General features: G+C 71.3%; 26 protein-coding genes. 14 read left to right on the top strand and 12 right to left on the bottom strand.

The window, feature by feature from the left end:
* The first annotated feature begins 49 nt into the window (after positions 1-49).
* Positions 50-856, top strand: coding sequence for an SDR family oxidoreductase (locus tag E1287_RS31015; RefSeq protein WP_131968820.1), 807 nt, complete (start codon positions 50-52; stop codon positions 854-856).
* 228 nt (positions 857-1,084) lie between these two features.
* Entirely contained in the window at positions 1,085-2,320 is a 1,236-nt protein-coding gene (locus E1287_RS31010; RefSeq protein ID WP_243719555.1) for an FAD-binding oxidoreductase, read from the top strand.
* 37 nt (positions 2,321-2,357) lie between these two features.
* On the opposite strand, the gene E1287_RS31005 is transcribed toward E1287_RS31010, so the two are convergent.
* Positions 2,358-3,164, bottom strand: coding sequence for an ATP-grasp domain-containing protein (locus E1287_RS31005; RefSeq protein WP_131968818.1), 807 nt, complete (start codon positions 3,162-3,164; stop codon positions 2,358-2,360).
* A gap of 97 nt (positions 3,165-3,261) precedes the next feature.
* Here E1287_RS31005 and E1287_RS31000 point away from each other — a divergent pair, with 97 nt between their 5' ends.
* Complete coding sequence (locus E1287_RS31000) at positions 3,262-4,191, top strand: NAD(P)-dependent oxidoreductase (RefSeq protein WP_131968817.1); 930 nt, start codon at positions 3,262-3,264, stop codon at positions 4,189-4,191.
* Between the two features lie 136 nt (positions 4,192-4,327).
* Here E1287_RS31000 and E1287_RS30995 read toward each other — a convergent pair whose 3' ends face one another.
* On the bottom strand, positions 4,328-5,803 hold the full coding sequence (locus E1287_RS30995; protein ID WP_131968816.1) for an MFS transporter: 1,476 nt from the start codon (positions 5,801-5,803) through the stop codon (positions 4,328-4,330).
* 126 nt (positions 5,804-5,929) lie between these two features.
* Here E1287_RS30995 and E1287_RS30990 point away from each other — a divergent pair, with 126 nt between their 5' ends.
* Entirely contained in the window at positions 5,930-6,622 is a 693-nt protein-coding gene (locus E1287_RS30990; protein WP_131968815.1) for a winged helix-turn-helix transcriptional regulator, read from the top strand.
* Between the two features lie 89 nt (positions 6,623-6,711).
* Here E1287_RS30990 and E1287_RS30985 read toward each other — a convergent pair whose 3' ends face one another.
* The gene (locus E1287_RS30985; RefSeq protein ID WP_131968823.1) at positions 6,712-7,356 is read right to left on the bottom strand and encodes a response regulator transcription factor; all 645 of its coding nucleotides are present in this window, start codon (positions 7,354-7,356) and stop codon (positions 6,712-6,714) included.
* On the bottom strand, positions 7,356-9,479 hold the full coding sequence (locus tag E1287_RS30980; protein ID WP_131968814.1) for a histidine kinase: 2,124 nt from the start codon (positions 9,477-9,479) through the stop codon (positions 7,356-7,358). Before E1287_RS30980 ends, E1287_RS30985 begins: the two co-directional genes overlap by 1 nt.
* Before the next feature lie 200 nt (positions 9,480-9,679).
* Between E1287_RS30980 and E1287_RS30975 the strand changes: the two genes are divergently transcribed.
* The 3 genes from E1287_RS30975 to E1287_RS30965 all read left to right on the top strand — a co-directional run bounded on the left by E1287_RS30975 (position 9,680) and on the right by E1287_RS30965 (position 12,583).
* Positions 9,680-10,387, top strand: coding sequence for a hypothetical protein (locus tag E1287_RS30975; RefSeq protein ID WP_131968813.1), 708 nt, complete (start codon positions 9,680-9,682; stop codon positions 10,385-10,387).
* A 173-nt stretch (positions 10,388-10,560) separates the two neighbouring features.
* Positions 10,561-11,148, top strand: coding sequence for a hypothetical protein (locus E1287_RS30970; protein WP_131968812.1), 588 nt, complete (start codon positions 10,561-10,563; stop codon positions 11,146-11,148).
* Between the two features lie 412 nt (positions 11,149-11,560).
* Positions 11,561-12,583: a S1 family peptidase gene (locus E1287_RS30965; protein WP_165969261.1), complete on the top strand. Its 1,023-nt coding sequence runs from the start codon at positions 11,561-11,563 to the stop codon at positions 12,581-12,583.
* A 74-nt stretch (positions 12,584-12,657) separates the two neighbouring features.
* Here the strand turns inward: E1287_RS30965 and E1287_RS30960 are convergent, their stop codons facing one another.
* Positions 12,658-13,092, bottom strand: coding sequence for a hypothetical protein (locus E1287_RS30960; RefSeq protein WP_131968810.1), 435 nt, complete (start codon positions 13,090-13,092; stop codon positions 12,658-12,660).
* An 86-nt stretch (positions 13,093-13,178) separates the two neighbouring features.
* Here E1287_RS30960 and E1287_RS30955 point away from each other — a divergent pair, with 86 nt between their 5' ends.
* Complete coding sequence (locus E1287_RS30955; RefSeq protein WP_131968809.1) at positions 13,179-13,967, top strand: helix-turn-helix domain-containing protein; 789 nt, start codon at positions 13,179-13,181, stop codon at positions 13,965-13,967.
* A gap of 13 nt (positions 13,968-13,980) precedes the next feature.
* On the opposite strand, the gene E1287_RS30950 is transcribed toward E1287_RS30955, so the two are convergent.
* Positions 13,981-15,123 carry a HEAT repeat domain-containing protein gene (locus tag E1287_RS30950; protein ID WP_131968808.1) on the bottom strand — a complete coding sequence of 381 codons (1,143 nt, stop codon included), beginning with the start codon at positions 15,121-15,123 and terminating at the stop codon, positions 13,981-13,983.
* Positions 15,124-15,194: 71 nt separating this feature from the next.
* Here E1287_RS30950 and E1287_RS30945 point away from each other — a divergent pair, with 71 nt between their 5' ends.
* Positions 15,195-15,422 carry a hypothetical protein gene (locus E1287_RS30945; RefSeq protein ID WP_131968807.1) on the top strand — a complete coding sequence of 76 codons (228 nt, stop codon included), beginning with the start codon at positions 15,195-15,197 and terminating at the stop codon, positions 15,420-15,422.
* Between the two features lie 14 nt (positions 15,423-15,436).
* A complete protein-coding gene (locus E1287_RS30940) occupies positions 15,437-15,802 on the top strand; it encodes a hypothetical protein (protein ID WP_131968806.1) in 366 nt (121 codons plus the stop codon).
* 132 nt (positions 15,803-15,934) lie between these two features.
* On the opposite strand, the gene E1287_RS30935 is transcribed toward E1287_RS30940, so the two are convergent.
* Positions 15,935-16,429 carry a helix-turn-helix domain-containing protein gene (locus E1287_RS30935; protein WP_131968805.1) on the bottom strand — a complete coding sequence of 165 codons (495 nt, stop codon included), beginning with the start codon at positions 16,427-16,429 and terminating at the stop codon, positions 15,935-15,937.
* A 93-nt stretch (positions 16,430-16,522) separates the two neighbouring features.
* Here E1287_RS30935 and E1287_RS30930 point away from each other — a divergent pair, with 93 nt between their 5' ends.
* The 4 genes from E1287_RS30930 (at position 16,523) to E1287_RS30915 (ending at position 21,649) form a co-directional block, all read left to right on the top strand.
* Positions 16,523-17,989, top strand: a complete 1,467-nt coding sequence (locus E1287_RS30930) for an MFS transporter (protein WP_207934568.1) — start codon at positions 16,523-16,525, stop codon at positions 17,987-17,989.
* Between the two features lie 144 nt (positions 17,990-18,133).
* Entirely contained in the window at positions 18,134-19,408 is a 1,275-nt protein-coding gene (locus tag E1287_RS30925) for an aspartate kinase (protein ID WP_131968804.1), read from the top strand.
* Positions 19,409-19,866: 458 nt separating this feature from the next.
* Positions 19,867-20,931, top strand: a complete 1,065-nt coding sequence (locus E1287_RS30920) for an aspartate-semialdehyde dehydrogenase (RefSeq protein WP_131968803.1) — start codon at positions 19,867-19,869, stop codon at positions 20,929-20,931.
* A gap of 49 nt (positions 20,932-20,980) precedes the next feature.
* Positions 20,981-21,649: a TetR family transcriptional regulator gene (locus tag E1287_RS30915; protein ID WP_131968802.1), complete on the top strand. Its 669-nt coding sequence runs from the start codon at positions 20,981-20,983 to the stop codon at positions 21,647-21,649.
* A gap of 65 nt (positions 21,650-21,714) precedes the next feature.
* Here the strand turns inward: E1287_RS30915 and E1287_RS45010 are convergent, their stop codons facing one another.
* The 5 genes from E1287_RS45010 to E1287_RS45005 form a co-directional block, all read right to left on the bottom strand.
* The gene (locus tag E1287_RS45010; RefSeq protein ID WP_207934567.1) at positions 21,715-22,524 is read right to left on the bottom strand and encodes a hypothetical protein; all 810 of its coding nucleotides are present in this window, start codon (positions 22,522-22,524) and stop codon (positions 21,715-21,717) included.
* Between the two features lie 163 nt (positions 22,525-22,687).
* Positions 22,688-24,463: a prolyl oligopeptidase family serine peptidase gene (locus E1287_RS30905; protein WP_131968801.1), complete on the bottom strand. Its 1,776-nt coding sequence runs from the start codon at positions 24,461-24,463 to the stop codon at positions 22,688-22,690.
* A 65-nt stretch (positions 24,464-24,528) separates the two neighbouring features.
* Positions 24,529-25,341 carry a MerR family transcriptional regulator gene (locus E1287_RS30900; protein ID WP_243719554.1) on the bottom strand — a complete coding sequence of 271 codons (813 nt, stop codon included), beginning with the start codon at positions 25,339-25,341 and terminating at the stop codon, positions 24,529-24,531.
* Between the two features lie 40 nt (positions 25,342-25,381).
* A complete protein-coding gene (locus tag E1287_RS30895) occupies positions 25,382-25,699 on the bottom strand; it encodes a DUF6191 domain-containing protein (RefSeq protein ID WP_131968799.1) in 318 nt (105 codons plus the stop codon).
* An 84-nt stretch (positions 25,700-25,783) separates the two neighbouring features.
* A partial coding sequence (locus tag E1287_RS45005; protein WP_207934566.1) for a hypothetical protein occupies positions 25,784-25,963 on the bottom strand: 180 nt, incomplete at its 5' end.

Here is a 25,963-nt window from a genome sequence, read left to right as displayed (position 1 = left end):
GGGCGAGGCGCGTCCGGGGTGGGCGTGCTCGCCTATGAGAGGGAGATTCATGGACCTGCAGCTTGCCGGACGTGTCGCGGTCGTTACCGGAGCGTCGAAGGGGATCGGGCTCGCCGTCACGCGGACGTTGATCGGCGAGGGGGCGCGGGTGGTGGCGGTCTCCCGGAAATCGGGGCCCGAGCTGGACGCGCTCGCCGGGCCGGATCTGCTGCACGTGCCGGTCGATCTCATGGATCCGGACGCTCCGGCGCAGGTGGTGGAGCGGACGGTGGAGGTGTTCGGCGGGCTCGACGTCCTGGTCAACAACGCGGGCGGGCCGCCGCCCGGCGCGAGCCTGCCGCGGTTCGGGTTCATGACGCTGACGGACGACGATTGGCGCGACATGTTCGAGTTCAACGTGTACGCCGTCGTCCGGACGCTGCGGGCCGCCCTTCCGCATCTGCTGAAGAGCGACGCGGCGTCGGTGGTGAACGTGTCGTCGGGGAACGCGCGCCGTCCCGGGCCGATGAACTTCGACTACAACGCGGCTAAGGCGGCGCTCACGAATCTGGCGAAGGGGTTGTCGGAGGAGTACGGGCCGCAGGGCGTCCGGGTCAACACCGTGTCGCCCGGCCCGGTCCGGACGGCATGGTGGACGGACGAGGGCGGCGCGGCCGACATCATCGCCGGGGCCACCGGGTCCGACCGGGATGCGGTCTTGGACGGGGCCGCCGCCGAGATGATGAACCTCACGACCGGCCGACTCGCCACGCCGCAGGAGGTCGCGGACGTGGTCGCGCTGCTGGCGTCGCCTCGCTCCGCCAGTACTACGGGCGCGGATTTCGCCGTCGACTCGGGGTTCCTGAAGGAGATCTGAGCTATAAGCGTTGGTTCTTGGTTCTAGAAGAAATATCTCTTGGACTTCTGCTCACCTCCCGTCTCAGGATGGGAGGTGAGCAGGGGGAACGTCCAAGAGGGGGGTTGTGCGGTGGGTGCGTATGGGGTGTTGGCGGGCCAGGTTGACGGGGCTGTTTTTGAGCCTGGCGATGAAGGCCATGACGATGAGCGGACTGGGTTTCAGACCGCTGATCCGCACCGTCCCAGCGTGATCGTCGGTGCGGCGGGGGCCGAGGACGTGCGCATCGCCGTCGAGTTCGCGGCGAAGCGCGGGTTGCCCGTGGCCGTGCAGAACACCGGGCACGGGCTGCCGCTCGCCGCGGACGGCGGGCTGCTGATCAGCACCCGGCGGATGACCGGGATTCGCATCGACCCCGAGGCGCGGACGGCGTGGATCGAGGCGGGCGTGCGCTGGGCGCAGGTGATTCCGGAGGCGGCGAAGCACGGGCTGGCGCCGCTGTCCGGGTCGTCGCCGGGTGTCGGTGCCGTGTCGTATGTTCTCGGTGGCGGGGCCGGGCTGATGTCGCGGCGGTTCGGGTACGCGGCCGATCACGTCCGGGCGATCGACGTCGTCACGGCGGACGGCCGGAGCCGCCGCGTCACGCCCGGGTCTGAGCTGTTCTGGGCGCTGCTCGGCGGGCGGGCGAATTTCGGCGTGGTGACGGGGCTGGAGATCGGGCTGGTGCCGGTCATGCGCCTGTACGGGGGTGGGCTGTACTTCGACACTGAGCACGTCGCGGACGTCCTGGAGATGTGGCGGACCTGGTCGGCGAGCGTCCCGGACGAGATGACCTCGTCGATCGCGCTGATGCCCGTGCCTGATGTGCCGGTCTTTCCGGAGCCGCTGCGCGGGCGTCATGTCGCGCACGTCCGTGTCGCGTATCTGGGGGGCGGCGGGGAGCGGCTCATCGAGCCGCTGCGTGCCGTTGCCCCTCGGCTGATCGACACCGTGGGCGAGATGCCGTACACCGAGTCCGGGACGATTCACAACGAACCGCCCGTTCCAATGGCCTATCACGCGACGAACTTCGCGTTCGGGGAGCTCGGTGGGGAGACCGTCCGGGATCTGCTCGACCTGGTCGGGCCTGGTGCGCCCGACACGGCGATCGCTGAGATTCGGCAGTTGGGCGGGGCCATGGCGCGGCGACCGTCCGTTCCCAATGCGGTTGGGAACAGGGACGCGGAGTATCTGGTGGGTGTGCTGTCGAGGCTGGGTCCGGGGACGGCCGAGGACGTTGCCGTCCTGCACGGGCGGGTCGCGGACGTGCTGGAGAAGAAGTCGTCAGGTCGGCTCCTCAACTTCCTCTTCGGCGCGAACGCGACGCCTGATCAGGTGCGCGCCTCCTACGAGCCGGAGGTGTACCGGCGGCTGGCGGCGTTGAAGGCCGAGTACGACCCGTCCAACCTGTTCCGGTTGAACCACAACATTCCGCCCGCCGCCTGAAAGACGACCGAGGGCTGTTGTCTGGCTGGTTACTGGTCTACCTGTTCATGTCCAGCTCGACTTGGGCGGTGACCCAGGCGCGGTCGGTTTCCGTCACCTCTCCTTGGCGGACGCAGGAGCGGGCCAGCACCTGGAGTACCTGCTCTGGGTCGCACCCATACAGGCCCGCGCCCCAGGCGGCGTTCGCTTCGACGACCGCCCAACCACGGTCGCGGATTCGTCCGATGTCGAGCACGGTCGCCGGTGGGACGGGTACTTCGCTGAGTACCTCGGTCACGTACTGCTTGGCCTCTTGGACGTCGCCGTCCGGCGCTTGCCAATGACCCTCGTCGGTTAGGGCGAGCTCTCCGTCCAGGAGGTAGGGGGACATGGTGAGGACTTCGCCGTCCAGGACGTGGCAGCGGAATTCCACGTCCCACCGGACGGGCTCGCAGACGAACACTGGCGTGTCGTCGGGGAGGACGTCCCGTCCGGGGAGGTCACCGGGAGCCGCGTAGACCTTCCCCTCGAACGCCTTCCGCCCGTCGGCCGGCTTGACGAACGTGGGTTCGGCGAGGGTGCGGCGGACGTCCCCCAGCGTCGACACGCCAACGGTTCGTCGCAGATGACGTTGAGGAAGGCCAGGGAGCCAGTCGGTCGGCACATCGAGCAGCGCGACCCCCACCTGTGCCGCGATGACTTCGACGAACGTCGGTTCGCCGTAGAGGACGACGTCCTGCCCCCTGAGCCGCCCAGGCGCACGCCACCCGCCCAGCCGTTCGGCCTTCCATCCCACCCGCCCGGACGCGGCGCGCAGCACCTTCGAGTCCGACGTGTAACGGGGCGAAAGCACAAGAAGCGGCATCGGCCAAGAGTAGAGGCCCGAAGCTCGGACGGCCGGAATGTCACAAATTCGGGGGGTGCCTTTGTCTTTAGTGCAGAAGCCTTACGGAAGGAAAGTCATGCGAATCTTCGTCACGGGAGCGACCGGAGCACTGGGACGGCACCTGGTTCCCATGCTCGTCGAGGCGGGCCACGACGTCACCGCCACCACGCGGTCGTCCGGCAAGACCGGGCGGCTGCGCGCCGCGGGCGCCGAGCCGGTGATCGTCGACGGGCTCGACCGCGAGGGCCTGATCGAGGCCGTGCTCGCCGCCCAGCCGGACGTCATCGTCCACCAGATGACCGCGCTGGCGGACATGAAGAGCCTCCGCAACATGGACAAGACGTTCGCGGCCACCAACGAGCTCCGGACCCGCGGCACCGACAACCTGCTGGCAGCCGCGGAGCGCGCGGGCACCCGCCGGATCGTCGCGCAGGGCCACATCGGCGCGACCGCGCGGTCCGGCGGCCCGGTGAAGACCGAGGACGATCCGCTCGCACCGGACGCGCCGTCCCGCACGTCGGCGCGGTCGATGGCGGCGATCAAGTACGTGGAGGAGGCCGTCACGGCGCGGGCACCGGAGGGGATCGTGCTGCGCTACGGCAACTTCTACGGGCCGGGCGCCTCGGAGATGCTGCTGGAGGCGGTGCGGAAGCGCCAGGTTCCGGTGGTCGGCGGCGGGACCGGGATCTGGTCGTTCATCGAGACCACCGACGCGGCGGCCGCGACGTTCGCCGCGGTCGAGCGCGGCGCGCCCGGCGTCTACAACATCGTGGACAGCGACCCGGCGCCGGTGTCGGACTGGCTGCCGTACCTGGCGGACCTCCTGGGCGCGAAGCCACCCCTGCGCGTGCCCGCCTGGCTCGGACGGCTGCTCGCCGGAGGGTTCATCGTGGCGCAGATGACCGAATGGCGCGGATCGTCCAATGAAAAGGCGCGAAAGGACCTCGACTGGGAGCCGCGATACGCGAGCTGGCGCGAGGGTTTCCAGGCTTGGGTCGAGCAATAGGCCGGGAAATGCAATTGAGTGCGATGCGGGTGCGGCGGGAGACGTACGAGGGGGACCGGCTGCCAGGGCCGGTCGACGTCCCCGCCGATGCCCCGGTCCCCCGTCCGAGCCGAGGGCCGGGGCGGCGCTGGGCCTTTCAGCCCGGCGTGGCGGGGGTGGTGGTCTTCGGCGCGTCCGCAGTGGACGGTGTGCGGCGTTCCAGGACGAACAATGCGGCCAGCAGGCCGATCGCGCCGAACGCCGCAGCAACGCCGAAAGCGGCGCGCAGACCGTCGTTGAACGTGGCGACGGACGCGGGTGCGCCGGTCTCGCTGATCGCGGTGCGGCTGACGGCCACGGCCACCGAGGTGACGATCGCGATGCCGATCGCGCTGCCGATGTTGAACACCGTGTCCACCAGGCCGGCGGCCAGGCCGGACTCCTCCTCCGACACGCCGGTCAGCGCGGAGATCTGGGCCGTGACGAAGCACGCTCCCATGCCCGGGCCGAACACCAGCAGGCCCCAGAACATGTCTCCGAGGAACGACCCGTCCACGGCCACCGGCACGAGCAGCAGCGAGCCCGCGACGATCAGCAGCGTGCCGCCGATCGCGATCGGGCGCACGCCCAGCCTGGTGACGAACGCCTGTCCCGCGAACGCGCCGACGACCGACATCACGGTCATGACGGCGCTCATCAGGCCGAACTCCATGGCTGAGTATCCGAGCACCTGCTGGGCGTAGAGCGTGAGCGGGAACAGCATGCCGTCGACGGCGAGCCCGACGGCCAGCATCAGCAGGTTCCCGCCCACCAGGGCGCGGTTGCGGAAGATCCGCAGCGGCACCAGCGGCGCCGCCGAGCGGGATTCGACCACCACGAACAGGACCAGCAGCGCGGCGGCCGCGGCGAACGAGCCGAGCACGGTCGCGCCGCCCCAGCCGACCTCGGGCGCCCGGATGACCGCGAACGCGATCAGCAGCGGCGCGGCGGTGATCGTCGCGGCGCCCGCGACGTCGAACCGGCGCTCGCCGGACGCGGCCTCGCCCCGGCCGAGCAGGATCGGGCACAGCGCCAGCACCGCCAGCCCGACCGGCACGTTGATGAAGAAGATCCACTCCCAGCCGAGCAGGGAGGTGAGCACGCCGCCGAGCAGCAGCCCGGCGGTGGCGCCGAACCCGCCGAGGCCGCCCCAGATGCCGAGGGCCTTGTTGCGCTCGGCGTCGTCCGGGAACGAGGACGCGACGATGGACAGCGCGGTCGGCGCCATGATCGCGGCCGCCACGCCCTGCACGGCCCGCGCGGCCACCAGCGCCGCCGCCGACCAGGCGAAGCCGCAGGCCAGCGACGAGGCGACGAACAGCAGCAGGCCGGCCATGAACACCCGCCGCCGGCCGAGCAGGTCGGCCATCCGGCCGAAGAAGAGCATCAGTCCGGCGAACGTCAGCGCGTAGGCGGTCAGCACCCACTGCACTCCGGCGACGGTGAGGCCGAGGTCGTCCTGCATCGACGGGACGGCCGTGAGGACGATCGTGGCGTCCAGGATGACCATGAAGAACGCGACGCCCAGCAGGGCCAGGGCCTGCCAGCGACGAGGGTCCGCCGCAGGCGCCCGGCCGTCCGGTTGCTTGTCCATCGGGGTTCCTCTCCGCGGTAGCGGTAGTTATAAATAACAACTATGAGATAGTATGACACTATCAGCGAATAGCGCCACACCACTCTATGAGTGTGTTTCATAACTGGGTGCTGCTAGGATGGGGTCATGGCCGCGAAGCGCTCCTATGCAGATGGCTGCGCCGCCGCGCACGCCCTTGACCTGATCGGGGACCGGTGGGCGCTGCTGGTCGTCCGCGAGTTGCTGCTGGGCCCCAAGCGGTTCACCGACCTGCGGACGGGGCTGCCCGGCGCGGCGCCCAACGTCGTCGCCCAGCGCCTGCGCGAGCTGGAGGCCGCCGGCGTAGTGCAGCGAAGGACGCTGCCGCCGCCCGCCGCGTCGAAGGTGTACGAGCTGACCGACTGGGGCCTGGAGCTGGAGACCGTGGTGCGGTCGCTGGGCAAGTGGGGCGCGCGGTCGCCCCGCATGCAGCACGACGCGCCGCTGAGCGTCGACTCGCTGGCGCTGGCGTTGCGTGCGCTCTTCTCCCCAGGCAGGGCGGGCGAACTCGCGGCGACCGTGGTCCTGCGGCTCGACGGCGACGAGTTCCGCGCCCGCGTGGAGGACGGCCGCTTCCACCTGGAGCGCGGACGCCTCCACGAGGAGCGCGGTGTGGTGGGAACGTCGGCCGACGCCACGATCACCGCCGACGGGAACGCCCTCAACGAGATCATCTGGTCCGGACGCGACCTCGACGAGGCCGTGCGCGACGGCCTGGTGCGAATCGACGGCGACACGGCCGTCGTCCGCCGGTTCCTCGACCTCTTCCCGCTGCCCGAGCCGGCCCCCGTCCCCAGCTGACCTTCATCCGCCCACGCCGAAGGAGAGCCCCCGCTCCTGCAAGGCAATCGAACGATCTGATCGACTAGCGGTCGGTTCGGGGCGGCGCGCTAGCGGCCGAGGCCGGCGTCGCGGGCGCGGAGGATCGCCTCGGCGCGGTCTGCGACCTGGAGTTTCGCGAACACGTTCGAGACGTTGTTGCGGACGGTCTTCGGCGACAGCCCGAGCCGTTCGGCGATCGCCGGGTTCGGCAGGCCCAGCGCGATCAGTTCGAGCACGTCCCGTTCCCGGGCGGTGAGCTCCGGGAACGGCTCGCCGGCGGGAGGGGCCGCGGCGATCCGCGCGAAGTAGTCCGCGACGCGGCCCGCCAGCGCCGGACCGAAGATCACCTCGCCGCGCGCGACCGCCGACACCGCCCGCAGGATCTCCTCCTGGTCGGCGCCCTTCACCAGATATCCGCGGGCTCCGGCGCGCATCGCGGCGAAGACGCTCTCGTCGTCCTCGTGCATGGTCAGCACCAGGACTCCGGTCTCCGGGCGCGCCGCGAGGATGCGGCGGGTGGCGTCCACACCGCCGAGTCTCGGCATCTGCAGGTCCATGACGACGACGTCCGGACGCAGCCGTCCCGCCATCTCGACCGCGACCGCCCCGTCCGGCGCGGTCGCGACGATCTCGACCTCGCCGGTGGATTCCAGCATCAGCCGCAGCCCGTCCCGGTACACCGGATGGTCGTCGGCGAGCAGCACCCGCGGCATCACGGCGCGCTCCTCGTGAGCGGCAGCGGCTCCTCCGCGGCGGCCGGGCGCGGCCCGAACGGCAGGACGGCGTGGACGCGCGTCCCGCCGCCCCGCCGCGCCGACACCGCGCACCGCCCGCCGAGTTCCTCGGCCCGCTCCCGCATCCCGACCAGGCCGACGCCGACCAGCGCGCCCGGCGGGACGCCCCGTCCGTCGTCGGCGACCTCCACCTCCAGCGCGTCCTCGGACGCCGTCAGCAGCACGTCGCAGCGCGTCGCCTCCGCGTGCCGCGAGACGTTCGCCAGCGCCTCGGCCACGATCCGGTACGCCGCCTCTTCCGCCGCCGCCGGCAGCGCGGCGAGCTCGCCCGCGCAGCGGAGCCGCACACGCAGCGACCGCCCCTGGAACCGCTCCGTGAGCTGCTCCACCGCCCCGGCCAGCCCGAACTGGTCCAGGGACGGGGGCCGCAGGTCGTGCACGAGCCGCCGGACGTCCGACAGCACCGCCGACAGGTCCGTGCGCACCGATTCCAGGGTCGCGTCGGCGGCGTCCCCGTCCCGCGGCGCGAGATTGCGGGCCGCCTCGATCTTCAGTGCGGCCGCCGCAAGCGACGGGCCCAGCCCGTCGTGCAGGTCGCGGCGCAGCCTGCGCCGCTCCTCGGCGATCCCCGTCACGAGCTGCTCCCGGCTGCGCTGCAGTTCCTCGGTCAGCGCCGTGGCCCGCGCGGCGGCGGCCGCCTGCCGCACCACGTCCGCGAGGAGGCGCTGGTCCGCGGGCGGGAGCCGCGATCCCGTGCGTGGCACCAGCGCCAGCCGCCCGATCGCCGCGCCCCGGTACCCGAACGGCAGCACGACGACGTCGTCGCGTGGTGTGCCGTGTTCGACGACGACCGTCCGGCCGTCGGCGCGGTCCAGCTCCACCCGCACGTACGGGGACCGGAACGACTGCGCCACCACTCGCGCCACCTCCAGCAGCAGCTCGTCGGGGCCCAGCGAACGCTCCAGCCGGTGGGCCAGCGCCGATACGACCTCGTAGGGCTCCGCGCGGCCGGTCAGCACGCGGTTCACCCACCGCTGGAGCCGCAGGCGCAGCGGCGCGTACAGGACGGCGACCACTCCCGCGCCCGTCACGGCGGCGAGCGGCTCGTCGATGAACGACCCCGCGAGGACGAACACCGCCACGTCGATGCCGACCACGGCGGCCGCCAGCGCCGCGTACAGCAGCGTCCAGCCGAGCAGCAGGTCGACGTCGTAGAGCCGGTACCGGGCGACCGCGACCAGCACCGCCACCGCGATCGCCGCGTGCATGAGGACGAGGGAGACGTCGCCGATCCACCAGTCCACCGACGGCGGCGTCATCTCGGTCGCCACCATGCCCGCGACGAGGAGGACGACGTTGGCGATCAGCGCCAGCAGCATCCACCGCAACTGCATCCGCCGCACCGGATCCGACCGGCGGAAGCGCACCGTGAACGCCGCGATCGACACCGCGAAGGAGGCGAGGAAGCCCGCCCAGAACATCCACCCGGACACCGGCCAGATCGCGCCGGGCAGCGGCGGCGTCAACGGGTCCAGCGGGACGTCCCGCAGGCCAGGCGCGAGCGGCTCGCCCCGCGAGAACACCTCCCACGGCACCATCAGCAGCGCCATGACCCCGATGGCCTGCGCGGTGATCGCCGCCGCCACCGGCCATCGCCACCGCCGCGAGGGCAGCCGCCCGTCCGGGAAGAACATCAGCGTCAGCGGCACGATCATGTTGATCATCGGGCCGAACCGGGCGCCCGCGTACACCGCGAACGCGGTCAGCGGCAGGTCGCCGCCGTGCTCCAGCACCGACAGCGACGCGTAGGCCGCGGTGATCCCGTCCAGTACCGCGATGGATCCGCCCGCCAGCATCAGCCATGTCAGCGGATGCCGCGGCAGCCGCGTCGCGAGGACGCCGCCCGCGACCGCCACCGGCAGCCCCGACCCGGCCGACCCCCAGTGCGCCCAGTCCAGCGGGTCCGGGCCCCTGCCCGCGTCCGCCAGCAGGACGTCCAGCCAGACGGTCGCGGCGGTCGCCGCCGTGCACAGCACGGCGATCGCGATGGCGGACGGCCTCAGGAACCGCTCGCCCCGAGGCGCCGGGTCGGCACTCCTCATCAGGCCAGCTTGACCCGCGCGCCGTCCCGCCTACCTGGGGCAGGCGTCCTTGCAGGTCGGGACGGCGGTCACCCCCGGAAGAGGCGCGGACCCGGGCGCTCGCGCCGCCCCTGTCACTGGCCGCCCGGGACATCGGGGACGGAGCGTCATGGTCGCCGGCGGCGCGCCCCTGCGCCGCCCCGTCACGGGGAGAGACACCGATGACCACGCACATCCGGCCCAGTTCCGTCTACCCGCACGATCCGTCCGACCCGGGGCCCGGCGGGCTCCTGATCCGCGCCCGCATCGCCGGCGCCGCCCTCGTCGTCGGCACCACCGCGTGGATCGCCGGCCTGCTGGAGGGCGGGGTCCGCATCCGGGACGAGGTCGTCCCGGCCGAGATCTGGGGCAGCATGGCGTTCCTGGTCGGCGTCATGTCGCTGGCCGTGCTCGTGCTGTCCACGAACGCCACGGGCTCGCGCAAGGGCCGGTACATCGCCATCGTGGAGATGGTCCTGCTCGTCCCGGCGATGGTGTGGTGCCCGCTCGTCATCGCCTACCCCGAGGACACTCCCGGCTGGGTGATCCCGTTCGACATGTGCTGGCCGCTGTCGATGCTCGGCATGCTCGTCATGGGGATCGCGGTCGCCAGGGTCGGGCGCTTCCGGGGCCTGCTGCGCTGGCAGGTCCTCCTCTGCGGGCTGTGGCTGGTCGTCGCGGGCGTGGGGGAGGCCGTGCTCAGCGACGACGCCGGGACCTACCCGGGGACGGCCTGGCTCGGGCTCTCCTACGGCCTCCTCGGCCTCCGCCTCGTCGTGACGCCACGCATCGTCCTGCCCACCGCGCCGGCCGCCTCGCCCGCGCCCGGGCCGGGGTCCGGGCCCGCGTCCGCGTCCGTGTCTGGACCCGGGTCCGCGTCAGCGGCCTGAGCGGCCGGTCAGCGCAGCGGCTGACGGCGTCCACGGCCGTTGAACCCGCCGGTGGGTTGCCTCGAAGGCCCGTCCCAGGACAGGCCTTCGACGGGAGCGGGGGCCCCGAACCCACCGGCGATCCGCGCTCTTCGTGGTGATCTTCGGCATCGTGAGGCTTCTAGGGTGGCCTGATGGGTCGTGTCGTGAAAGCTCGGACGTGGTCGGCTCTCCTGGCCGTCGTGGTTCTCGCGGTCGGCGGTGCGGCCTGGCGGCAGTCGTGGCGCGTGTGGCCACCCGTCCCGGATGTCGACCCGCACGTCTCCGATGCCGCACTGCCGGTCATCGACCGCTTCTTGGAGACGGGACGCGCGGTGGTCTGGCCCAGCTCGATGCCTGCGCGGATGCGTCCACGCTGGTTCTGCGCCGAGGAGCCGATCGAGATCGTCCAGCGTGGCGCCGAGGTGCGTGTGTCGCTGGAGGCCGCGTGCAACGACTACGCCCGTGATGGTGGACGCCTGGTGACCCATGCCGGGACGCGAACTCCCTTGCTGGTGACGCTGGACCGGCATGGTGGTGCCCTGGTCGTTCGGGACGTGGCGCAGCCGGTCGACGGCGCGGGGTTCCGTCCGTCCCTGGAGCGGATGTTCTCCGGCCGCGGGCTTGCCGAGTTCGACAGGCGCCAGCGCTTGAGCAAGGGCGTGGACGCGCCGGACGACGAGGCCGCCCGCGCGTTCGGCCTGCCTCCCGGCACCAGGGCACAGCAGTACGAGGCCCAGTAGGGCTGACGCCGATGGAGCCCCGGCGACGCGGCCGGACGGAATTCCCGCCGATCATCGGGATCATCGAACCGGCGTACGGAGTGGAATTCTCCGAGTAGGCGGTGCGGCAACAACGGTCGGGGCCGATTCCCACGTGTGAAGGCCGCGGAGCGCGGTGTATAACGCCTGGTCTTCGCGTTGGCAGCGGTATTCGCGGGGCTGTGGAGAGGCTCGTTCATTCGGTGCGTCCTGAAATTTCAATTCAGCGGTGAAATCTGGTTGTCAACACCGCATCGAAGTACGTTGCTGCCACACGACGCCTTTACCACCAGGCTCGTGGTCCCCCGCCAACCCCCGAGAGAAGCCGCCGACAAGGTGGTCGGCGGTGAGAGGTGGAACCAGAGTGAACCGTGGATCGCACGTCAGACGCGTGATGACCCCACTGGTCGGTGCCGCGGCGCTGATCACGCTCCCCGCGCTCGGGACCGTTCCCGCGACGGCCCAGACGCACGCCGCCGGAACCGTCCGGCTCGCTCACATCCCGCAGCAGGTGCTGGCCGATCAGTTGACCGGCCGGCTCGGCTCCCAGCACGCGGGCTCGTTCGTCGACAGCGCCGGAAACCTCGTCGTCAACGTCACGAGCGCGGCCGCCGCCGAGCAGGTCCGCGCCGCGGGAGCCCAGGCCCGCGTCGTGAAGCACGGCATCAAGCCGCTGACCGCCGCCAAGACCGAGCTCGACCGGTTCGCCGGCACCGCCGGCACGACCGGGCTGTCCTGGGGCGTCGACGTGATGTCGAACGCCGTGGTCGTCAGCGTGCCGAAGAACGACGATGACGCCGCTACCAAGGCGTTCGTGAAGCGCGCACGCGCGCTCGGCCAGACCGTCCAGATCAAGCGCGTCCCCGCAGCGCCGCGGCTGCACCTCGGCCCCGGCGACGCCATCACCACCGGTGGCTCGCGCTGCTCGGTGTCGGCGATCGGCGTCGCGGGCGGCACCGAGTACGTGATGACCGCCGGGCACTGCACCAACATCGGCGCGACGTGGTCGGCGGGCGGCCAGACCGTCGGCACCCGGCAGATCAGCAGGTTCCCGGGCGACGACTACGGCACGATCCGCAGCGCGGGCCAGGTCCAGCTGGACAACGCCCAGCTCACCGAGGTCGGACGTCCGGCGGTCGGCACGCAGATCCAGAAGAAGGGCTCCACGACCGGCACGACCTCCGGGCGGCTCGTGGGCTACGACCGGACGGTGAACTACCAGGAGGGCGCCGTCCGCCAGATGATCGAGACCACCGCGTGCAGCCAGCCCGGCGACAGCGGCGGCTCGCTGCAGGCCGGCAACATCGCGGTCGGGATCACCTCCGGCGGGACGACGGGCGGCTGCGGAGCCAACTTCCAGTCGTTCTTCCAGCCGCTGGACGAGGCGATGCAGGCCCAGGGCGCAACCCTGAAGTGATCTGAGCATTCTCCGCTCCGATGGGGCTCCCGGTTCGCGCCGGGAGCCTCATCTCGTTTTCGTGGCCGCGTCCGTCAGCTTGGGGCGATGAACTGGTGGTCGGTGCGGATGCGGCCTTCGCCGTCCAGGGAAAGGACGTCGAGGCCGCCGCCGAGGGGCTCGCGGGTGCGGGTGGACAGCATCGTCCAGCGGAGGGCCACCACATCGGGCAGCAGGACGGACGGGTCGCCCTCAGCCTCGAAGACGTGCTCCCCGGACGCGATGAACATGTCGTAGGCGCGTGACACTCTGGCGTCCAGCGCATCGTGGCCGCGGGCCTCCAGCGGCGGGACGGGGAACGCGAGCGACGCGGCGGCCTCGCGCATCTCCTGCGGTGGGTCGACCAGGACATGGACTCCGTCGTGCGCCCACAGCCGGCGGACGAGCGCGCTCCGCGCCGCCGGGTCGGGCTCGTTCCACTGGGCGACGAAACCGTCGACCAGGCGCTTGGCATCGAGTGGGTTGCTCATGCGCAGCAGTGTTGGCGGTGGCCTGCCGTTACGCGATTCCCTGCAGGGAATCGCGGGCGGTGCGGGCGTTCTGGATGAATGGAGGCATGACGGTGCTGGCGGAACCCGGCCAGTTCGGCCGTGAGCTGCGGCGATGGCGGACGCGTCGCCGCGTCAGCCAGCTCGACCTGGCGATCAGGGCCGACACGACCCAGCGTCACCTGAGCTTCCTCGAACGGGGGCGCTCCCGTCCTGGACGGGCCATGGTGGTGCGGCTCGCCGAGGCGCTCGGGCTGTCCTTGCGGGAGCGGAACGAGCTGCTGCTCGCCGGGGGCTACGCGCCTGTCTACGCCGAGACGAGCCTCGATGCTCCAGAACTCGGGCCGGTGCGCGAGGCGCTGGACCGCATCCTTGACGGGCATCTGCCGTACCCGGCGGTGGTCGTCCGGCCGTACGGGGAGCTGGTGGCGGCGAACGCGGCGTTCGGCGTCCTCACCGAGGGCGCGGCGCCCGCACTGCTGGAACCGCCGGTCAACGTGTTGCGCCTCGCCCTCCACCCGGACGGGATGGCCCGCAGGGTCGTGAATCTGGCCGAGTGGGGCCGCCACATCACCGGCAGCCTGCGCGACCGGGCCGTGCGGAGCCCCGACCCGGCGCTGGACGAATTCATCGCCGAACTGGACGGTTATGTGCCGGACATGGAGCCGTCCGCCGACCATCTGGGTTTCGCCGTGCCGTTGCGGTTGCGAGCGCGGGCCGGGGAGCGCGAAATGCGTCTCATCACGACGCTGACGTCGTTCGCGACGGCCGTGGACGTCACACTTTCCGAATTGCGGCTCGAGGCGTTCCTGCCCGCTGATGAGAGAACGGCGATGATCCTCGCCGAGCGGAATTGACTCGGCTTCGAGGTCAGCGGATGGGGGCCAAGAGCTGGAGGGTTGCGGCCGCCTCCGCGAGGATCTGGGCGCGGTCGTCGGTGTCGGCGTCGGGGGTGGTGCGGTTCGTCCAGCCGGATTCGTCCAGGCGGGCCAGGGCGGCCGTGAATTCCTTGTGGAGCCGGTGCGGGAGGCCGTCGATGTGGTCCTCCAGGTTCTGGACGATGAAGACGACCTCCCATGGGACGTCGGGTTCGGCGAGTTCGTCCAGCAGCCGTTCGAGGGCGTCGGGGCGGCCCGTCTTGACGGCCCACGCCAGCGCGTGCGCGCGGATGACCGGATCGGGATTGTCGAGAAGGCGGACGAGGGCGTCGGCGGTGGCGTCGTCGGCCTCGGTCATACTCGCCAGGCCGAGTGCGGCGTCCGCCCGGACGGCGGGATCCGGGTCCTGGTCGATGAGGCTGATCAGCCGCTCAGCGAACCGGTGGTCGACGACGGCGCCCGGGAGGTCGCTCGACATCGCCGCCGTGGCCCTGACGTTGGCGTTCTCGTGTTCGAGCAGGTCCAGGACGAACTCGTCCACGCGGTCGGCGGCCGGGTCGAGCAGGCCGCGCGCGGCGAGCCCGGAATAGGTGCGCAGCATCGCGGCCAGGACGATCGGGTCGTCCGGACGGCTTGCCCGCAGCTTCGCCAGCGCGGCGCGGATCTGGCGCGACCGACCGGACCTGCCGAAGGTCACCAGGACCGCCAGCGCCTCGACCCCCAACGCCTCGACGCCCGGCGGTTCGACGCCCGGCGGTTCGGCAACCAGCGCGAGCGCCTCGTCGACTGCGATGTTGACGGCGTGGCGGTCGACCCAGGTGGGCGCTGGCACGTCCGGGATCAGCTGGAGGAGGAGCTCGTCGCGCTCGAAGCTGCCCGCGGGGTGGATGCGGGTGCGCCGGAGCACTTCGCGGACGGCGGCGCGGTGGCCCTGCTCGTCCCATCCCGGAACAGGCGCGTAACAGCGTGTCGCCCCGTTGACCGCGTCGACGAACATGCTGATGACCAGCGGACGGATCTCATCGTCGCCCCAATCCAGGTCGCGGAGGTTCGCGAGCCGTTCGCGGAGCTCGTCGCGAAGATCGTCCGAGAGGGCGGGGCCGGGGCCGTCTCCTGGGTCGGGGGTGCCGAGCAAGAGCGCTCTCGCGCGATTCCACGCGTGAACGGCCTGGCCCGGGTCGTCCAGGTTCGCCAAGAAACAGCGCGGTGATCATCTCTGCGGCTTCCGGGTCGCGGCAGATGGTGCGCGCCAGCCCGATCGCCGCGTCGTTCGCGACGTCCGGCAGCGGATCCTCGTCCAGAAGCGTGAAGAGCGGGCCGATCATCGAGACGGGGTCGTGCGCCGCCGACGCGGACGCGGCGGCCGCCGCCCTGACCCGGCCGTCTTCGTGGCGGAACATCGTCCGCAAGAAATCCGCGGGGTCCCGTTCCTGAGTGACCGCGCTCGCATGGACGGGTATCGCGGCGGCGAGTATCTCGGCGTCCCGCTGCTCGGGACGGCACAGAACGCCGGTGACCTGCCCGATCTCCGGCCACAGGTCGTGAGGAATGAGCGGCGTCGCCAGGTGCTGCAACGCCTGGAGGCCGATCACCGCATCGTCCGGCAGTCCGCTGCGGCAGGAGGCGAGCGCCTGCTCGACCACCACCGCGGCGTCGAGATGGACGATCTCGTTCAGCGCCGCGATGTGCTTCGTCGAACCCGCCGGATGCGCGCGGATCCGGTCGAGGACATCGGAGACCTCCGCCTCACGCCTGGCTCTGCGTCCGAACACGCTCGACTCCTCCGGCGGGACCGCTTCCGCTGTCCGCTGTAGATCACGGCCTCAGCCACAAGACGCCCGAGTCCGGCCAGATGTGACATCCGACCGGACGGCAGCGACGCGGGAGCGGAATATTGCGGAGCGACGCGGAGCGGCGTTCAGTGGAGCGGCGCGCTGGGACGGCGTTCAGCGGTAGGCGTTGAGGACCTCGTGGGCCACGGCGGCGCGCTCGGCGGCCTCCTCGTCCGCGGCCTTCCGCTCCGCCTCGACGCGGGCGTCGTAGGCGGCGCGGGCGGCGGCGATCGCGTTCTGGTGCGCTTCCGTCCAGGTCACGAGCGAGCGGATGGTCTCGTGCAGGGTCGAGCCCATCGGCGTGAGCGCGTAGTCCACGCGCGGCGGGACGGTCGGATGGACGGTTCGGCTGACGAGCCCGTCCCGCTCCAGGTGCCGCAGCGTCCTGGCGAGCATCCGCTGGCTGATGCCGTCGATCCGGCGGCGGAGTTCGGTGAACCGGAGCGATCGCTGGTCCAGGAGCGCGATGACGAGCAGCGACCACTTGTCCGCGATGCGGTCGAGGATCTGCCGGACCTCGCAGTCGTTGCGGGTGTCCCACTGCAGGACGTCCTCGTCGGCGGTGGTATCCCCGCAGTTACCGGGGGACGCGAAAGTTCCGTCTTCCATGGCTCCCGATAGTGACTGAGGATGCTCCCAGTAACAAGAGGGAACCGGCTTCCCGTTCGGGAACCGGGCTCTCGCCGAGAGAGGAGCCTGCTCATGTCCACACCCGCGGCCCGCATGGACGGACGCGCCTGGGCGTCGCTGTTCGTCCTGTGCGGCGCGGTCTTCCTGGAGGGAATCGACGTCGCGATGCTGAACGTCGCGCTCCCGTCGATCCGGGCGGACCTTGGGCTGTCGACCGGAATGCTCAGCGGCGTCATCAGCGCCTACGTGCTCGGCTACGGCGGGTTCATGCTGCTGGGCGGGCGGGCCGCCGACCTGCTGGGACGCCGCCGCGTCTTCCTCTTCTGGCTGGTGGTCTTCCTGGCGTTCTCCGGGCTCGGCGGGCTCGCCACCGAGGGCTGGATGCTGCTGCTCGCCCGGTTCGTCACCGGTGTCGCGTCGGCGTTCATGATGCCGGCGGGGCTCGCGCTGGTCACCGCCACGTTCCCGGCCGGGCCCGCGCGCACGAAGGCCCTCGGCGTCTACGCGGGGACGGCCGCGGGCGGCTTCACGCTCGGCCTGGTCGTCGGCGGGCTGCTGACCTCGATCGGCTGGCGCTGGGTGTTCTTCGCCCCGGTCATCATGGCGGCGCTGATCCTGATCGCGGCTGTCCCGCTGATCAAGGAGCCGGACGCCCCCGGGCCGCACGCCGGACGCCCGCGCGGCGGGTTCGATCTCGTGGGGGCGTTCAGCGTCACCGGCGCGATGCTGCTGCTCGCGTACGGGGTCGTCCGGCTGGAGCGGCCGTCCCACGGCGCCGCGCTCACCGCCTGCGCCTTCGCCGGCGGGCTGGTGCTGCTCGCCGCGTTCGTCGCGATCGAGCGGCGGGCCGCGAGCCCGCTCCTGCGGCTCGGCATCCTCCGCTCCGCCACGCTCGTCCGGACGAACCTCAGCGCGGCGCTGTTCATCGGCGCCTTCGCGGGATTCCAGTTCCTCATGACGCTCTACCTGCAGGAACTCCGCGGCTGGACGACCTGGGAGACCGGCCTCGCGATGCTGATCCTCGGCGTCGACACCGTCCTCGCGCCCACGCTGACCCCGCGGCTCGTGGACCGCTTCGGCAACCTGCGCGTCCTGCTCGGCGGCCTCGTCCTCGCGGCCGTGGCGTACGGGCTGTTCGTGCCGGTCGGGCTCGACTGGGCGTACACGATCATGTTCCCGATCATGGCGCTGCTGGGGATGGCGTTCGCGCTCGCCTACGGTCCGCTGACGATGGCCGCCACCGACGGCGTGGACGAGAGCGAGCACGGCCTCGCGGGCGGCCTCTTCTATACGGCGATCCAGTTCGGCACCGCACTCGGCCTGTCCGCCGTGACCGCCGTCCAGGTCGCGGCGCTCGGCGGCAGGACGTCCCCGGACGCAGGCCTCGACGCCCTCCGCACAGCGCTGGCCGTCCCCTTCGCGGCGGCCCTGCTCGCCGCCTTGATCACCGCGTTCGGCCTCCGCGCCCGCGCCCGCACGGCCGCCCGCACCGCCGACCCGGCGCAAGAGCCCGTCGAGACGGCCGAGACCGTCGTCTAGGCCAGGCGGAGCGCCTGCCCGGCAGTTTGCCTAGCACTCTGCCGGGCAGGCAGGCAGCGATAGTTACCTGGTCGTAATTCATTGGATGCGGCTGGGTAGACTCGTCGTCCGGTACGCCTGACCCCGATCCGAGGAGCGCCACACGTGGCCCTAGTCGTGCAGAAGTACGGTGGCTCCTCCGTCGCCGACGCCGACGGCGTCAAGCGGGTCGCCCAGCGCATCGTCGCGACGAAGAAGGCGGGCAACGACGTCGTCGTCGTGGTGTCCGCGATGGGCGACACGACGGATGATCTCATCGATATGGCCAAGCAGGTCAGCCCGCTGCCGCCGGGCCGCGAGCTGGACATGCTGCTCACCGCCGGCGAGCGGATCTCGATGGCCCTGCTCGCCATGGCCATCGCGAACCTGGGCCACGAGGCCCGCTCGTTCACCGGCTCCCAGGCCGGCGTGATCACCGATGGCTCGCACGGTAAAGCCAAGATCATCGACGTGACGCCGGGACGGATCCGCACCGCGCTGGACGAGGGCTCGATCTGCATCGTGGCCGGGTTCCAGGGCGTCTCGCAGGGCACCAAGGACATCACGACCCTCGGCCGCGGCGGCTCCGACACCACCGCGGTCGCGCTCGCCGCCGCGCTCGACGCCGACGTCTGCGAGATCTACTCCGACGTGGACGGCGTCTTCACCGCCGACCCGCGCATCGTGGCCGCCGCCCGCAAGATCCCGAAGATCTCCTACGAGGAGATGCTGGAGATGGCGGCGAGCGGTGCGAAGATCCTGCACCTGCGCTGCGTGGAGTACGCGCGCCGCTACAACATCCCGATCCACGTGCGCTCCTCGTTCAGCCAGAAGGAGGGCACATGGGTCGTCGACAGCAGCGAGATCGAAGGACAGGACATGGAGCAGGCGATCATCTCCGGCGTCGCGCACGACCGGAGCGAGGCGAAGATCACCGTGGTCGGGGTGCCCGACAAGCCCGGTGAGGCCGCCGCGCTCTTCACGGTGCTGTCCGAGGCCGAGATCAACATCGACATGATCGTGCAGAACGTGTCGGCGGCGTCCACCGGCCGCACCGACATCTCGTTCACGCTGCCGTCCACGGACGGGCAGAGCGCGCTGACCGCCCTCAACAAGCTGAAGGAGCGGATCGGGTTCGAGTCGCTCCGCTACGACGACCGCATCGGCAAGGTGTCGCTGATCGGCGCCGGGATGCGCTCGCACCCGGGCGTCACCGCGACCCTGTTCGGCGCGATCGCCGACGCCGGCGTGAACATCGAGATGATCTCCACGTCGGAGATCCGGATCTCCGTCGTCGTCGCCCAGGACGACATCGACACCGCCGTCGCCGCCGCGCACCGCGCCTTCGACCTCGACGCCGAGCAGGTAGAAGCCGTCGTCTACGGCGGCACCGGCCGCTGACCGAGCACCCCGGCGCGCCGAAGCCCGCGCCCGCGTGCGGGCCCGAGCCCGCGTCTGAGCCCGCGTGCGCGTCCGCGTCTGAGCCCGCGCCCGCGCCCGCGTGCGAGCCCGCGCCCGCGTCACGTGACGCGTCCGGGCCCGCGTTCGAGCCCGCGTGCGAGCCCGAGCCCGCGTCCGAGTGCGGGCCCGCGTCCGAGCCCAAGCCCGAGCCCGAGCCCGAGCCCGCGCTCGCGTGCGAGCCTGCGCCCGCGTCACGTGACGCGCCCGCCCGCGTGCGCGTCCGCGTCCACGTGCGAGCCCGGGCCCACGCCCGCGTCCGCTTGTGCGGGTTGAGGTGAGCTGTTTGGACGTTCGGGGGGCCCGCGCGTCACGTGACGCAGTCGGGTGAGGCGGACGGTGGCACCATCCTCCGGGAACCGGTCGGGGACGACGGTAGTTCAGAGGATGTGAGTGCGACGATGGACTCGGCTTCCGTGCTGCCGGCTCTCGCGGTCGTCGGCGCGACGGGGGCGGTCGGGACGGTGCTGCTCGACCTGCTGTCCACCCGCCAGGACGTGTACGGGGAGATCCGGCTCGTCGGCTCGGAACGGTCCGCCGGGCGCGTGCTGAAGGTGCGCGGCCGGGCGACGGAGTCCGTGGCGCTCGCACCCGAGGTCTTCGACGGCGTCGACATAGCGATTTTCGCCGTCCCGGCGCCGGTGGCCGAGAAATGGATCCCGGTCGCGGTGGGGCGCGGCGCAGTGGCCGTCGACGGGTCGGGCGCGTACCGGACGAGACGGAACGTCCCGCTCGTCGTCCCGGAGGTGAACCCGGAACGGGTGCGGGAACGTCCGCGAGGCATCGTCGCCGGTCCCGGCTGCACGACGCTGTCGATGATCGTGGCGCTCGGGGCGCTGCATCAGCGGTACGGGCTCCGGGAGCTGGTCGTCGCGTCCTACCAGGCGGCGTCCTCGGCGGGACGGTACGGGATCGACACGCTGTACGCGCAGCTTGAGAAGATCGGCGGGGATCGCGCGCTCGGCCACCGCGCGGGCGACATCCGCGGCGTGGTCGGCGACTTCGGACCGTTCCAGGCGCCGCTCGCGATGAACGTCGTGCCGTGGGCGGGGACGCCCGAGGACGGCGGCTGGACGTCCGACGAGATGTCCGTCAGGCACGAGACGCGCAAAGTCCTCGGGCTCCCGGAGCTGAAGGTGTCGGCGACGTGCGTCCGCGTCCCGGTGGTGACCGGGCATTCGGTGGCCGTCCATGCGGTGTTCGAGGAGCGGACCGATCAGCGCGAAGCCCAGGAGATCCTCGCGAGGTCCCCCGGTGTGGTGCTGTGCGACAGCCCGGAGACGCGCGAGTTCCCGACGCCGTCCGATGTCGTCGGCACCGACCCGACATGGGCCGGACGCGTCCGGCGCTCGCTCGACGACCCGCAGGCGCTCGACCTGTTCCTCTGCGGTGACAACCTGCGCAAGGGCTCCGCACTGAACAGCGCCCAGATCGCCGAGCTCATCGCCGCCGAACTCACGGTGTGAGGGACGCGGGGACGGCGCGACGGCGGGGCGGGGCCGTAGGCTGGCAGGCGTGACCGAGACGAAGGCCGTGAAGTCCGAGCAGACACGGTCCCTGATCGTCGAGACTGCGCTGAAGCTGTTCAGGGACCGCGGATACGAGGCGACGACGATGCGCGCGATCGCCAAGGAGGCGGGCGTCTCGGTCGGCAACGCCTACTACTACTTCGGGTCCAAGGAAGAGCTGATCCAGGCCTACTACGACGAGCTGCAGGACGAGCACGTCGCCGCCTGCCGCGCCGTCCTGGACGCCGAGACCGCGTTCGCGCCGCGGCTGCTCGGCGTGCTGAAGGCCCGGGTCGACACAATGGTCCCGTACCACGAGTTCGCCGGGAAGTTCTTCAAGTTCGCCGCCGAGCCGACGAGCCCGCTCAACCCGTTCAGCGCCGAGTCAGGCCCGGCCCGCGAGTCGGCGGTCGCGATCTACCGCGAGGTCGTGGACGGCTCCGATCTGAAGATCGACAAGGAATTCCGGGCGGAGCTGCCGGAGCTGCTGTGGATCTACTCGATGGGCATCGTCCTGTACTGGGTGCACGACAGCTCGCCGGGCTGCCGCAAGACGTACCTGCTCGTCGAGCGGACGGTCCCGCTGGTCAACCGCATGGTGGCGATGTCGCGGATGCCGGGCTTCAAGTCGGTGACCCGGGAACTGGTCGGCATCATCCGCGAGGTCCGCGCCTGACGGGCATCGCGAGGTCCGCGCCTGACGGGCATCGCGAGGTCCGCGCCTGAGGGGCATCGTCGGGTTCAGCGGAAGGTGATGTCCCAGTGGTCCTTCTCGCGGGCGAACAGGGTGCCGTCCGGTGAACGGTAGAGCCGCGCGCCGTCGCTGCGGACGCCGGCCGACGGGTAGCGCTTGATCGCGCGGTCGACGCACGCGCTCGGCGAGATGTCGAGCTTGTAGCCCTTCCAGTGGCTGAAGGGGCCGCTCGCGTGGCCGCGTTCGGTGCCGCCGGTGACGGTGATCTCGCAGCCGCTCGACTCCGCGAAGCCGACCAGGCCCTTGATCGTCCCCCAGCGGACGTTCTCGAACGACGTGCAGGACGTGATCGTCCGGTCGGAGCAGCGGCCGGTCGAGCGCCATCTGATGCCGCTGCCGCGCAGCACGTCCTCGGCCAGATGATGCCGGAGGCGCACCGAGTCGGGCCTGTTCTGCAGCGTCGCCGTCAGCTGGTGCTTCTTCTTACCTGCCTTCTCGGGTGCCAGGACGTAGGCCGGTCGCGGCTCGGGCGCCTCGGACCGTCCAGCGGAGGCGTCGTCGTCGTTGGGTTCGGCGGCGGGCAGGCCCGGACGGGTCGCGGCGATGGGACGGCGCGGCGGTGCGAACTCGCTGATCGACGCTGGACGCGAGGGCGGCGCCGGCCTGGCCGTCGAGAGCGGCTCTCGCGCAGACCTCTCGTCGGCGGACGCCTTCGGCGGCGCGGCGGCGAGGATCGTGATCGCCATCGCCGCGCCGGTCGCCAGTGCGGTCAGCCGGTACGCAGGCCCGTGAGCCGCGGGTATTCGATGGCGGGCGGCGTGCCGGACGAGCGCATGAACGTGGTGAAGCCGTGTCATGTGATCCCCCCGATCAACGACGAAACGAGCGCCGGGGGGCGAGCCGTGACGGTCACGGCTCATTGCTCACAAGCGGCCGATCAGAGGAGTGCCCGAGCCTTTGATCTTGTAAACACGGCCGGTCAGCGGGGACGGGCGGGCGTTCGCCCGTCCCCCGGGAAGATCAGGACATACCGAGATGCTTGCGGGCGAAGTCCATTTCGGCGGCCATCTGGGTGATCCGCTCCTCGACGACGAGCGACCCGTGTCCGGCGTCGTAGCGGTACACCTCGTGCGGACGGTCCAGCTCGGCGAGCCGGGCGACGTAGTTGTCGATCTGCCGGATGGGGCAGCGCGGGTCGTTCTCGCCCGCGAGGATCAGCACCGGCGCCTTCACCTGCGAGACGTAGGTGATCGGGGACGACTCGCGGTACCGGTCCGGGACCTCGTCCGGCGAGCCGCCGAACAGCGACCGGTCGAACGCCTGCAGACCCTCCATTTCGTCCTCGTACGCGGCGACGTAGTCGGCGACCGGCACGGCGGCGACCGCGACGCTCCAGTCGTCCGGCTGGGTGCCGATGCCGAGGAGGGTGAGGAACCCGCCCCACGAGCCGCCGGTCAGGACGAGCTTCGACGGGTCGGCGAGCCCGCTCGACACCGCCCAGTCGCGGACGGCCTTGATGTCCTCCAGCTCGGTGAGCCCGACCCGTCCCTCGATGGCGTCCCGCCACTCCGACCCGTAGCCCGTCGAGCCCCGGTAGTTGACGCGGACGACCGCGAACCCGTGGTCGACCCAGGCGGCGGCGGACGCGACGAACGAGTCGTCGTCCTGCGCCGTGGGCCCGCCGTGAACGTCGAAAACGGTCGGATAGGGGCGGTCGCCCTCCGGCGGCTTGCTGACCAGCGCGTGGATGCGGCCTGCGGGACCGTCCACCCACACGTCCTCGACCGGGACGGACGGCGGCGCGACCGGCCCGGGCGGCGTCAGCACCACCGCGCCGGACGTCGACCTGATCACCGGCGGCTCGGCGGCGGACGACCAGGAGAACTCGACCATCCCGTCCGGCCGGACGTCCGCCCCGCCGATCACCCCGCGGGGCGTGTCGATCCTGGTCAGCGACTCGTCGGCCAGGTCGTACCGGTACAGCTCGTCGCGCGCCTCATGGGAGTGGGCGATCAGCAGCGCCGTCCCGTCCGGGTACCAGCCGGCGCCGATCTCGCCGGGCAGGTCGAGGACGATCTCGCGCTCGGTGCCGGCGACCGGGTCCCAGATCAGGATCTCGTCCCGGCCGCGCCGCTCATGGTTGACGAGAAGCCGTGAATCACTGTCGACCGGGGCGAATCCGGCCCCGTAGACGCCCTTGCCCGGCCCGTCCCACAGATCGGCGACCGTGGAACCGTCAGGACGCAGCACGCGCAACGCCATATGACGGCTGTCGCCGTGCTCGCTGTGCCCGATCGCCATCAGGGACTCGTCATGGGACAGAGCAGCGATGTGCGCGTCCTCTGCGTGGTGGTAGAGCACCTCCGGCGACGCGTCAGGACGACACAAATGGATGGTGTTCCCTGCGTCGGTCGTCCGTCCGATGACGGCGAGACCACTGCGGCCTAGGGACAGCCCAGACGGATACGACGGCTCCAACCCGGGGACGGCCGGAACGCTCTCCGCCCCTGCGTCCGCGTTGAACGGGACGCGTTCCCATAGGCCGAACTCGTCGCCATCCGTGTCCGCGAACCACCACACCCATTCGCCGGACGGATCGATGGTGCCGGTCCAAGTGCCGTTGGGCCGTTCGGTCACCTGGCGTTGCGCGCCGGTGCCGCGGTTCCACGTGTAGATCTCCCACGTCCCGGTGACGTTCGACCGGTAGATGCTGTGGTCCGGGGCGTCACGCGCCCATCTGGGGAAACTGATCCGGGCGGCTCGGAACCGTGCCTTCCAACGCTCATCGTCGACCATGCATCCAGTATCGCGGCCGATCACCCGTCCGAACGCCGCCAAGATCCCGGCGGCGTTCGTTGCGATCAGCCTGCGAGGCGGCTGGTGACCTGCTCGATCGCGGCGCGGACCTGGCGGTCCATGGCGCGGGCGAAGCCCGCTTCGACGGTGACCTGGGCGCCGGGACGCAGCCGGGCGAGTGTCTCGGTGAGCTCCCCGAGATTCCGGTCGTGGTCGCGGTCGTGATCGTGATCGGGGTCGCGGTCGCGGCCCTGATCCTGGTCGTGATCGGGGCGCTGGTCGTCGATGCGTCCGACGGCGTGCGTGGCGATCAGGCGGACGAACATCGCGGCCAGGTCGTCCATGCTGCGCTGGAGCTCCCGGCCGGCCGACAGCACGTCCTCCAGCGGCACACCGGCGTGGACGAGCGTCACGGTCGCGTCAAGCTGGCGGCGGCTCCAGTGGGTCACGCGGTCGCCGTCCACCTCGATGTGGCCGTGGGCGATGGCACGCTCCAAGGGCTCCGGGCCGAACAGCGCCGTCAGCTCGTCCATTGTCATGGCCACCGGAACCTCGTTCGACCACGGTGTGGTGACCGCGTTCTCGACGCCGAGAACGGACCGGATGTCCTGGCCCTGCTCCCACGCGGACAGCAGTTCCCGGATGCCTTCGAGGGTGTGGCCGCGCTCAAGCAGGTTCGCGATCATGCGGAGGCGGGCCAGATGATCTTCGGAGTAGAGGCCGATCCGTCCGGCGCGGCGGGGTGGCGGCAGCAGCTTGCGCTCCTGGTAATAGCGCAGCGTTCGGACGGGGATGTCGGCGGCCTCCGCGAGTTCACCGATGCGATATTCGCGCCCACGGTCGGGGTCGTCGTGCTCCTCCGTCGGCTTTTCGGTCACGGCCGCAAGCATAGGCGGTCACGCCCAGTACGCATGGTCGTCACGTGGAGCCGCCCTGGAGGCGCACGGTCGCGGTTCCGGCGTCGAGATCCACGCGGGTGCGGGCGGGTGCGCCGTCGTTCTCCTCGTCCCGCAAGATCAGCGAGGTGCGGCGCTGCTCCTGCTGGTGGCGGTGCGTGCCGTGGAAGAAGACGTCCAGCTCACCGACCGCGACCGCCGAGACCGGACGGCCCGTCTCGTCCCGCCGCCAAGGCAGCCGGAACCTGCGGTTCGCCCACAGACCGGCACGGTCGAGGACGGCGAAGGCGACCAGCGCGATCACAAGGCCGGGGATGGTCATGAAGACGATCAATGCCACGTTCGTCCAACGAACGCGCCCCATCGCTGGTTGCGCACTTTCGCTTTCGTTTTCGCGCTCACGATCAGTTTGCGCCGGACCGTCCTAGGTGACGCGACGGACCGTCAAGGTCTTTCGTTGTCGGCGAGTGCGCCTTTCATTCGTGACCTGGGGCGCCTCGGTGGCGAGCAGGTCGCGGAGCGTGCGCGGAACGATGTCCTCGCGCCGGTCGGTGAACGGTGAACGCATCAGATGTTCTCCCTTGTCGGGGGCGGGGCCGGGGAC

It is taken from the genome of Actinomadura sp. KC06 (assembly GCF_004348735.1).
In the GTDB taxonomy this organism is placed as follows: Bacteria; Actinomycetota; Actinomycetes; order Streptosporangiales; family Streptosporangiaceae; genus Spirillospora.
The sequence above is the reverse complement of the archived record's forward strand: the minus strand, read 5'-3'. Positions and strand labels throughout refer to the sequence as shown.

What these genes read in the sequence shown, in the direction of transcription:
- E1287_RS31015 (WP_131968820.1), top strand. Translation starts at nt 50, where the DNA reads ATGGACCTGCAGCTTGCCGGACGTGTCGCGGTCGTTACCGGAGCGTCG.
- E1287_RS31005 (WP_131968818.1), bottom strand. Translation starts at nt 3,164, where the DNA reads ATGCCGCTTCTTGTGCTTTCGCCCCGTTACACGTCGGACTCGAAGGTG.
- E1287_RS31000 (WP_131968817.1), top strand. Translation starts at nt 3,262, where the DNA reads ATGCGAATCTTCGTCACGGGAGCGACCGGAGCACTGGGACGGCACCTG.
- E1287_RS30995 (WP_131968816.1), bottom strand. Translation starts at nt 5,803, where the DNA reads ATGGACAAGCAACCGGACGGCCGGGCGCCTGCGGCGGACCCTCGTCGC.
- E1287_RS30990 (WP_131968815.1), top strand. Translation starts at nt 5,930, where the DNA reads ATGGCCGCGAAGCGCTCCTATGCAGATGGCTGCGCCGCCGCGCACGCC.
- E1287_RS30985 (WP_131968823.1), bottom strand. Translation starts at nt 7,356, where the DNA reads ATGCCGCGGGTGCTGCTCGCCGACGACCATCCGGTGTACCGGGACGGG.
- E1287_RS30980 (WP_131968814.1), bottom strand. Translation starts at nt 9,479, where the DNA reads ATGAGGAGTGCCGACCCGGCGCCTCGGGGCGAGCGGTTCCTGAGGCCG.
- E1287_RS30975 (WP_131968813.1), top strand. Translation starts at nt 9,680, where the DNA reads ATGACCACGCACATCCGGCCCAGTTCCGTCTACCCGCACGATCCGTCC.
- E1287_RS30970 (WP_131968812.1), top strand. Translation starts at nt 10,561, where the DNA reads ATGGGTCGTGTCGTGAAAGCTCGGACGTGGTCGGCTCTCCTGGCCGTC.
- E1287_RS30965 (WP_165969261.1), top strand. Translation starts at nt 11,561, where the DNA reads ATGACCCCACTGGTCGGTGCCGCGGCGCTGATCACGCTCCCCGCGCTC.
- E1287_RS30960 (WP_131968810.1), bottom strand. Translation starts at nt 13,092, where the DNA reads ATGAGCAACCCACTCGATGCCAAGCGCCTGGTCGACGGTTTCGTCGCC.
- E1287_RS30955 (WP_131968809.1), top strand. Translation starts at nt 13,179, where the DNA reads ATGACGGTGCTGGCGGAACCCGGCCAGTTCGGCCGTGAGCTGCGGCGA.
- E1287_RS30940 (WP_131968806.1), top strand. Translation starts at nt 15,437, where the DNA reads ATGGACGGGTATCGCGGCGGCGAGTATCTCGGCGTCCCGCTGCTCGGG.
- E1287_RS30935 (WP_131968805.1), bottom strand. Translation starts at nt 16,429, where the DNA reads ATGGAAGACGGAACTTTCGCGTCCCCCGGTAACTGCGGGGATACCACC.
- E1287_RS30930 (WP_207934568.1), top strand. Translation starts at nt 16,523, where the DNA reads ATGTCCACACCCGCGGCCCGCATGGACGGACGCGCCTGGGCGTCGCTG.
- E1287_RS30920 (WP_131968803.1), top strand. Translation starts at nt 19,867, where the DNA reads ATGGACTCGGCTTCCGTGCTGCCGGCTCTCGCGGTCGTCGGCGCGACG.
- E1287_RS45010 (WP_207934567.1), bottom strand. Translation starts at nt 22,524, where the DNA reads ATGACACGGCTTCACCACGTTCATGCGCTCGTCCGGCACGCCGCCCGC.
- E1287_RS30905 (WP_131968801.1), bottom strand. Translation starts at nt 24,463, where the DNA reads ATGGTCGACGATGAGCGTTGGAAGGCACGGTTCCGAGCCGCCCGGATC.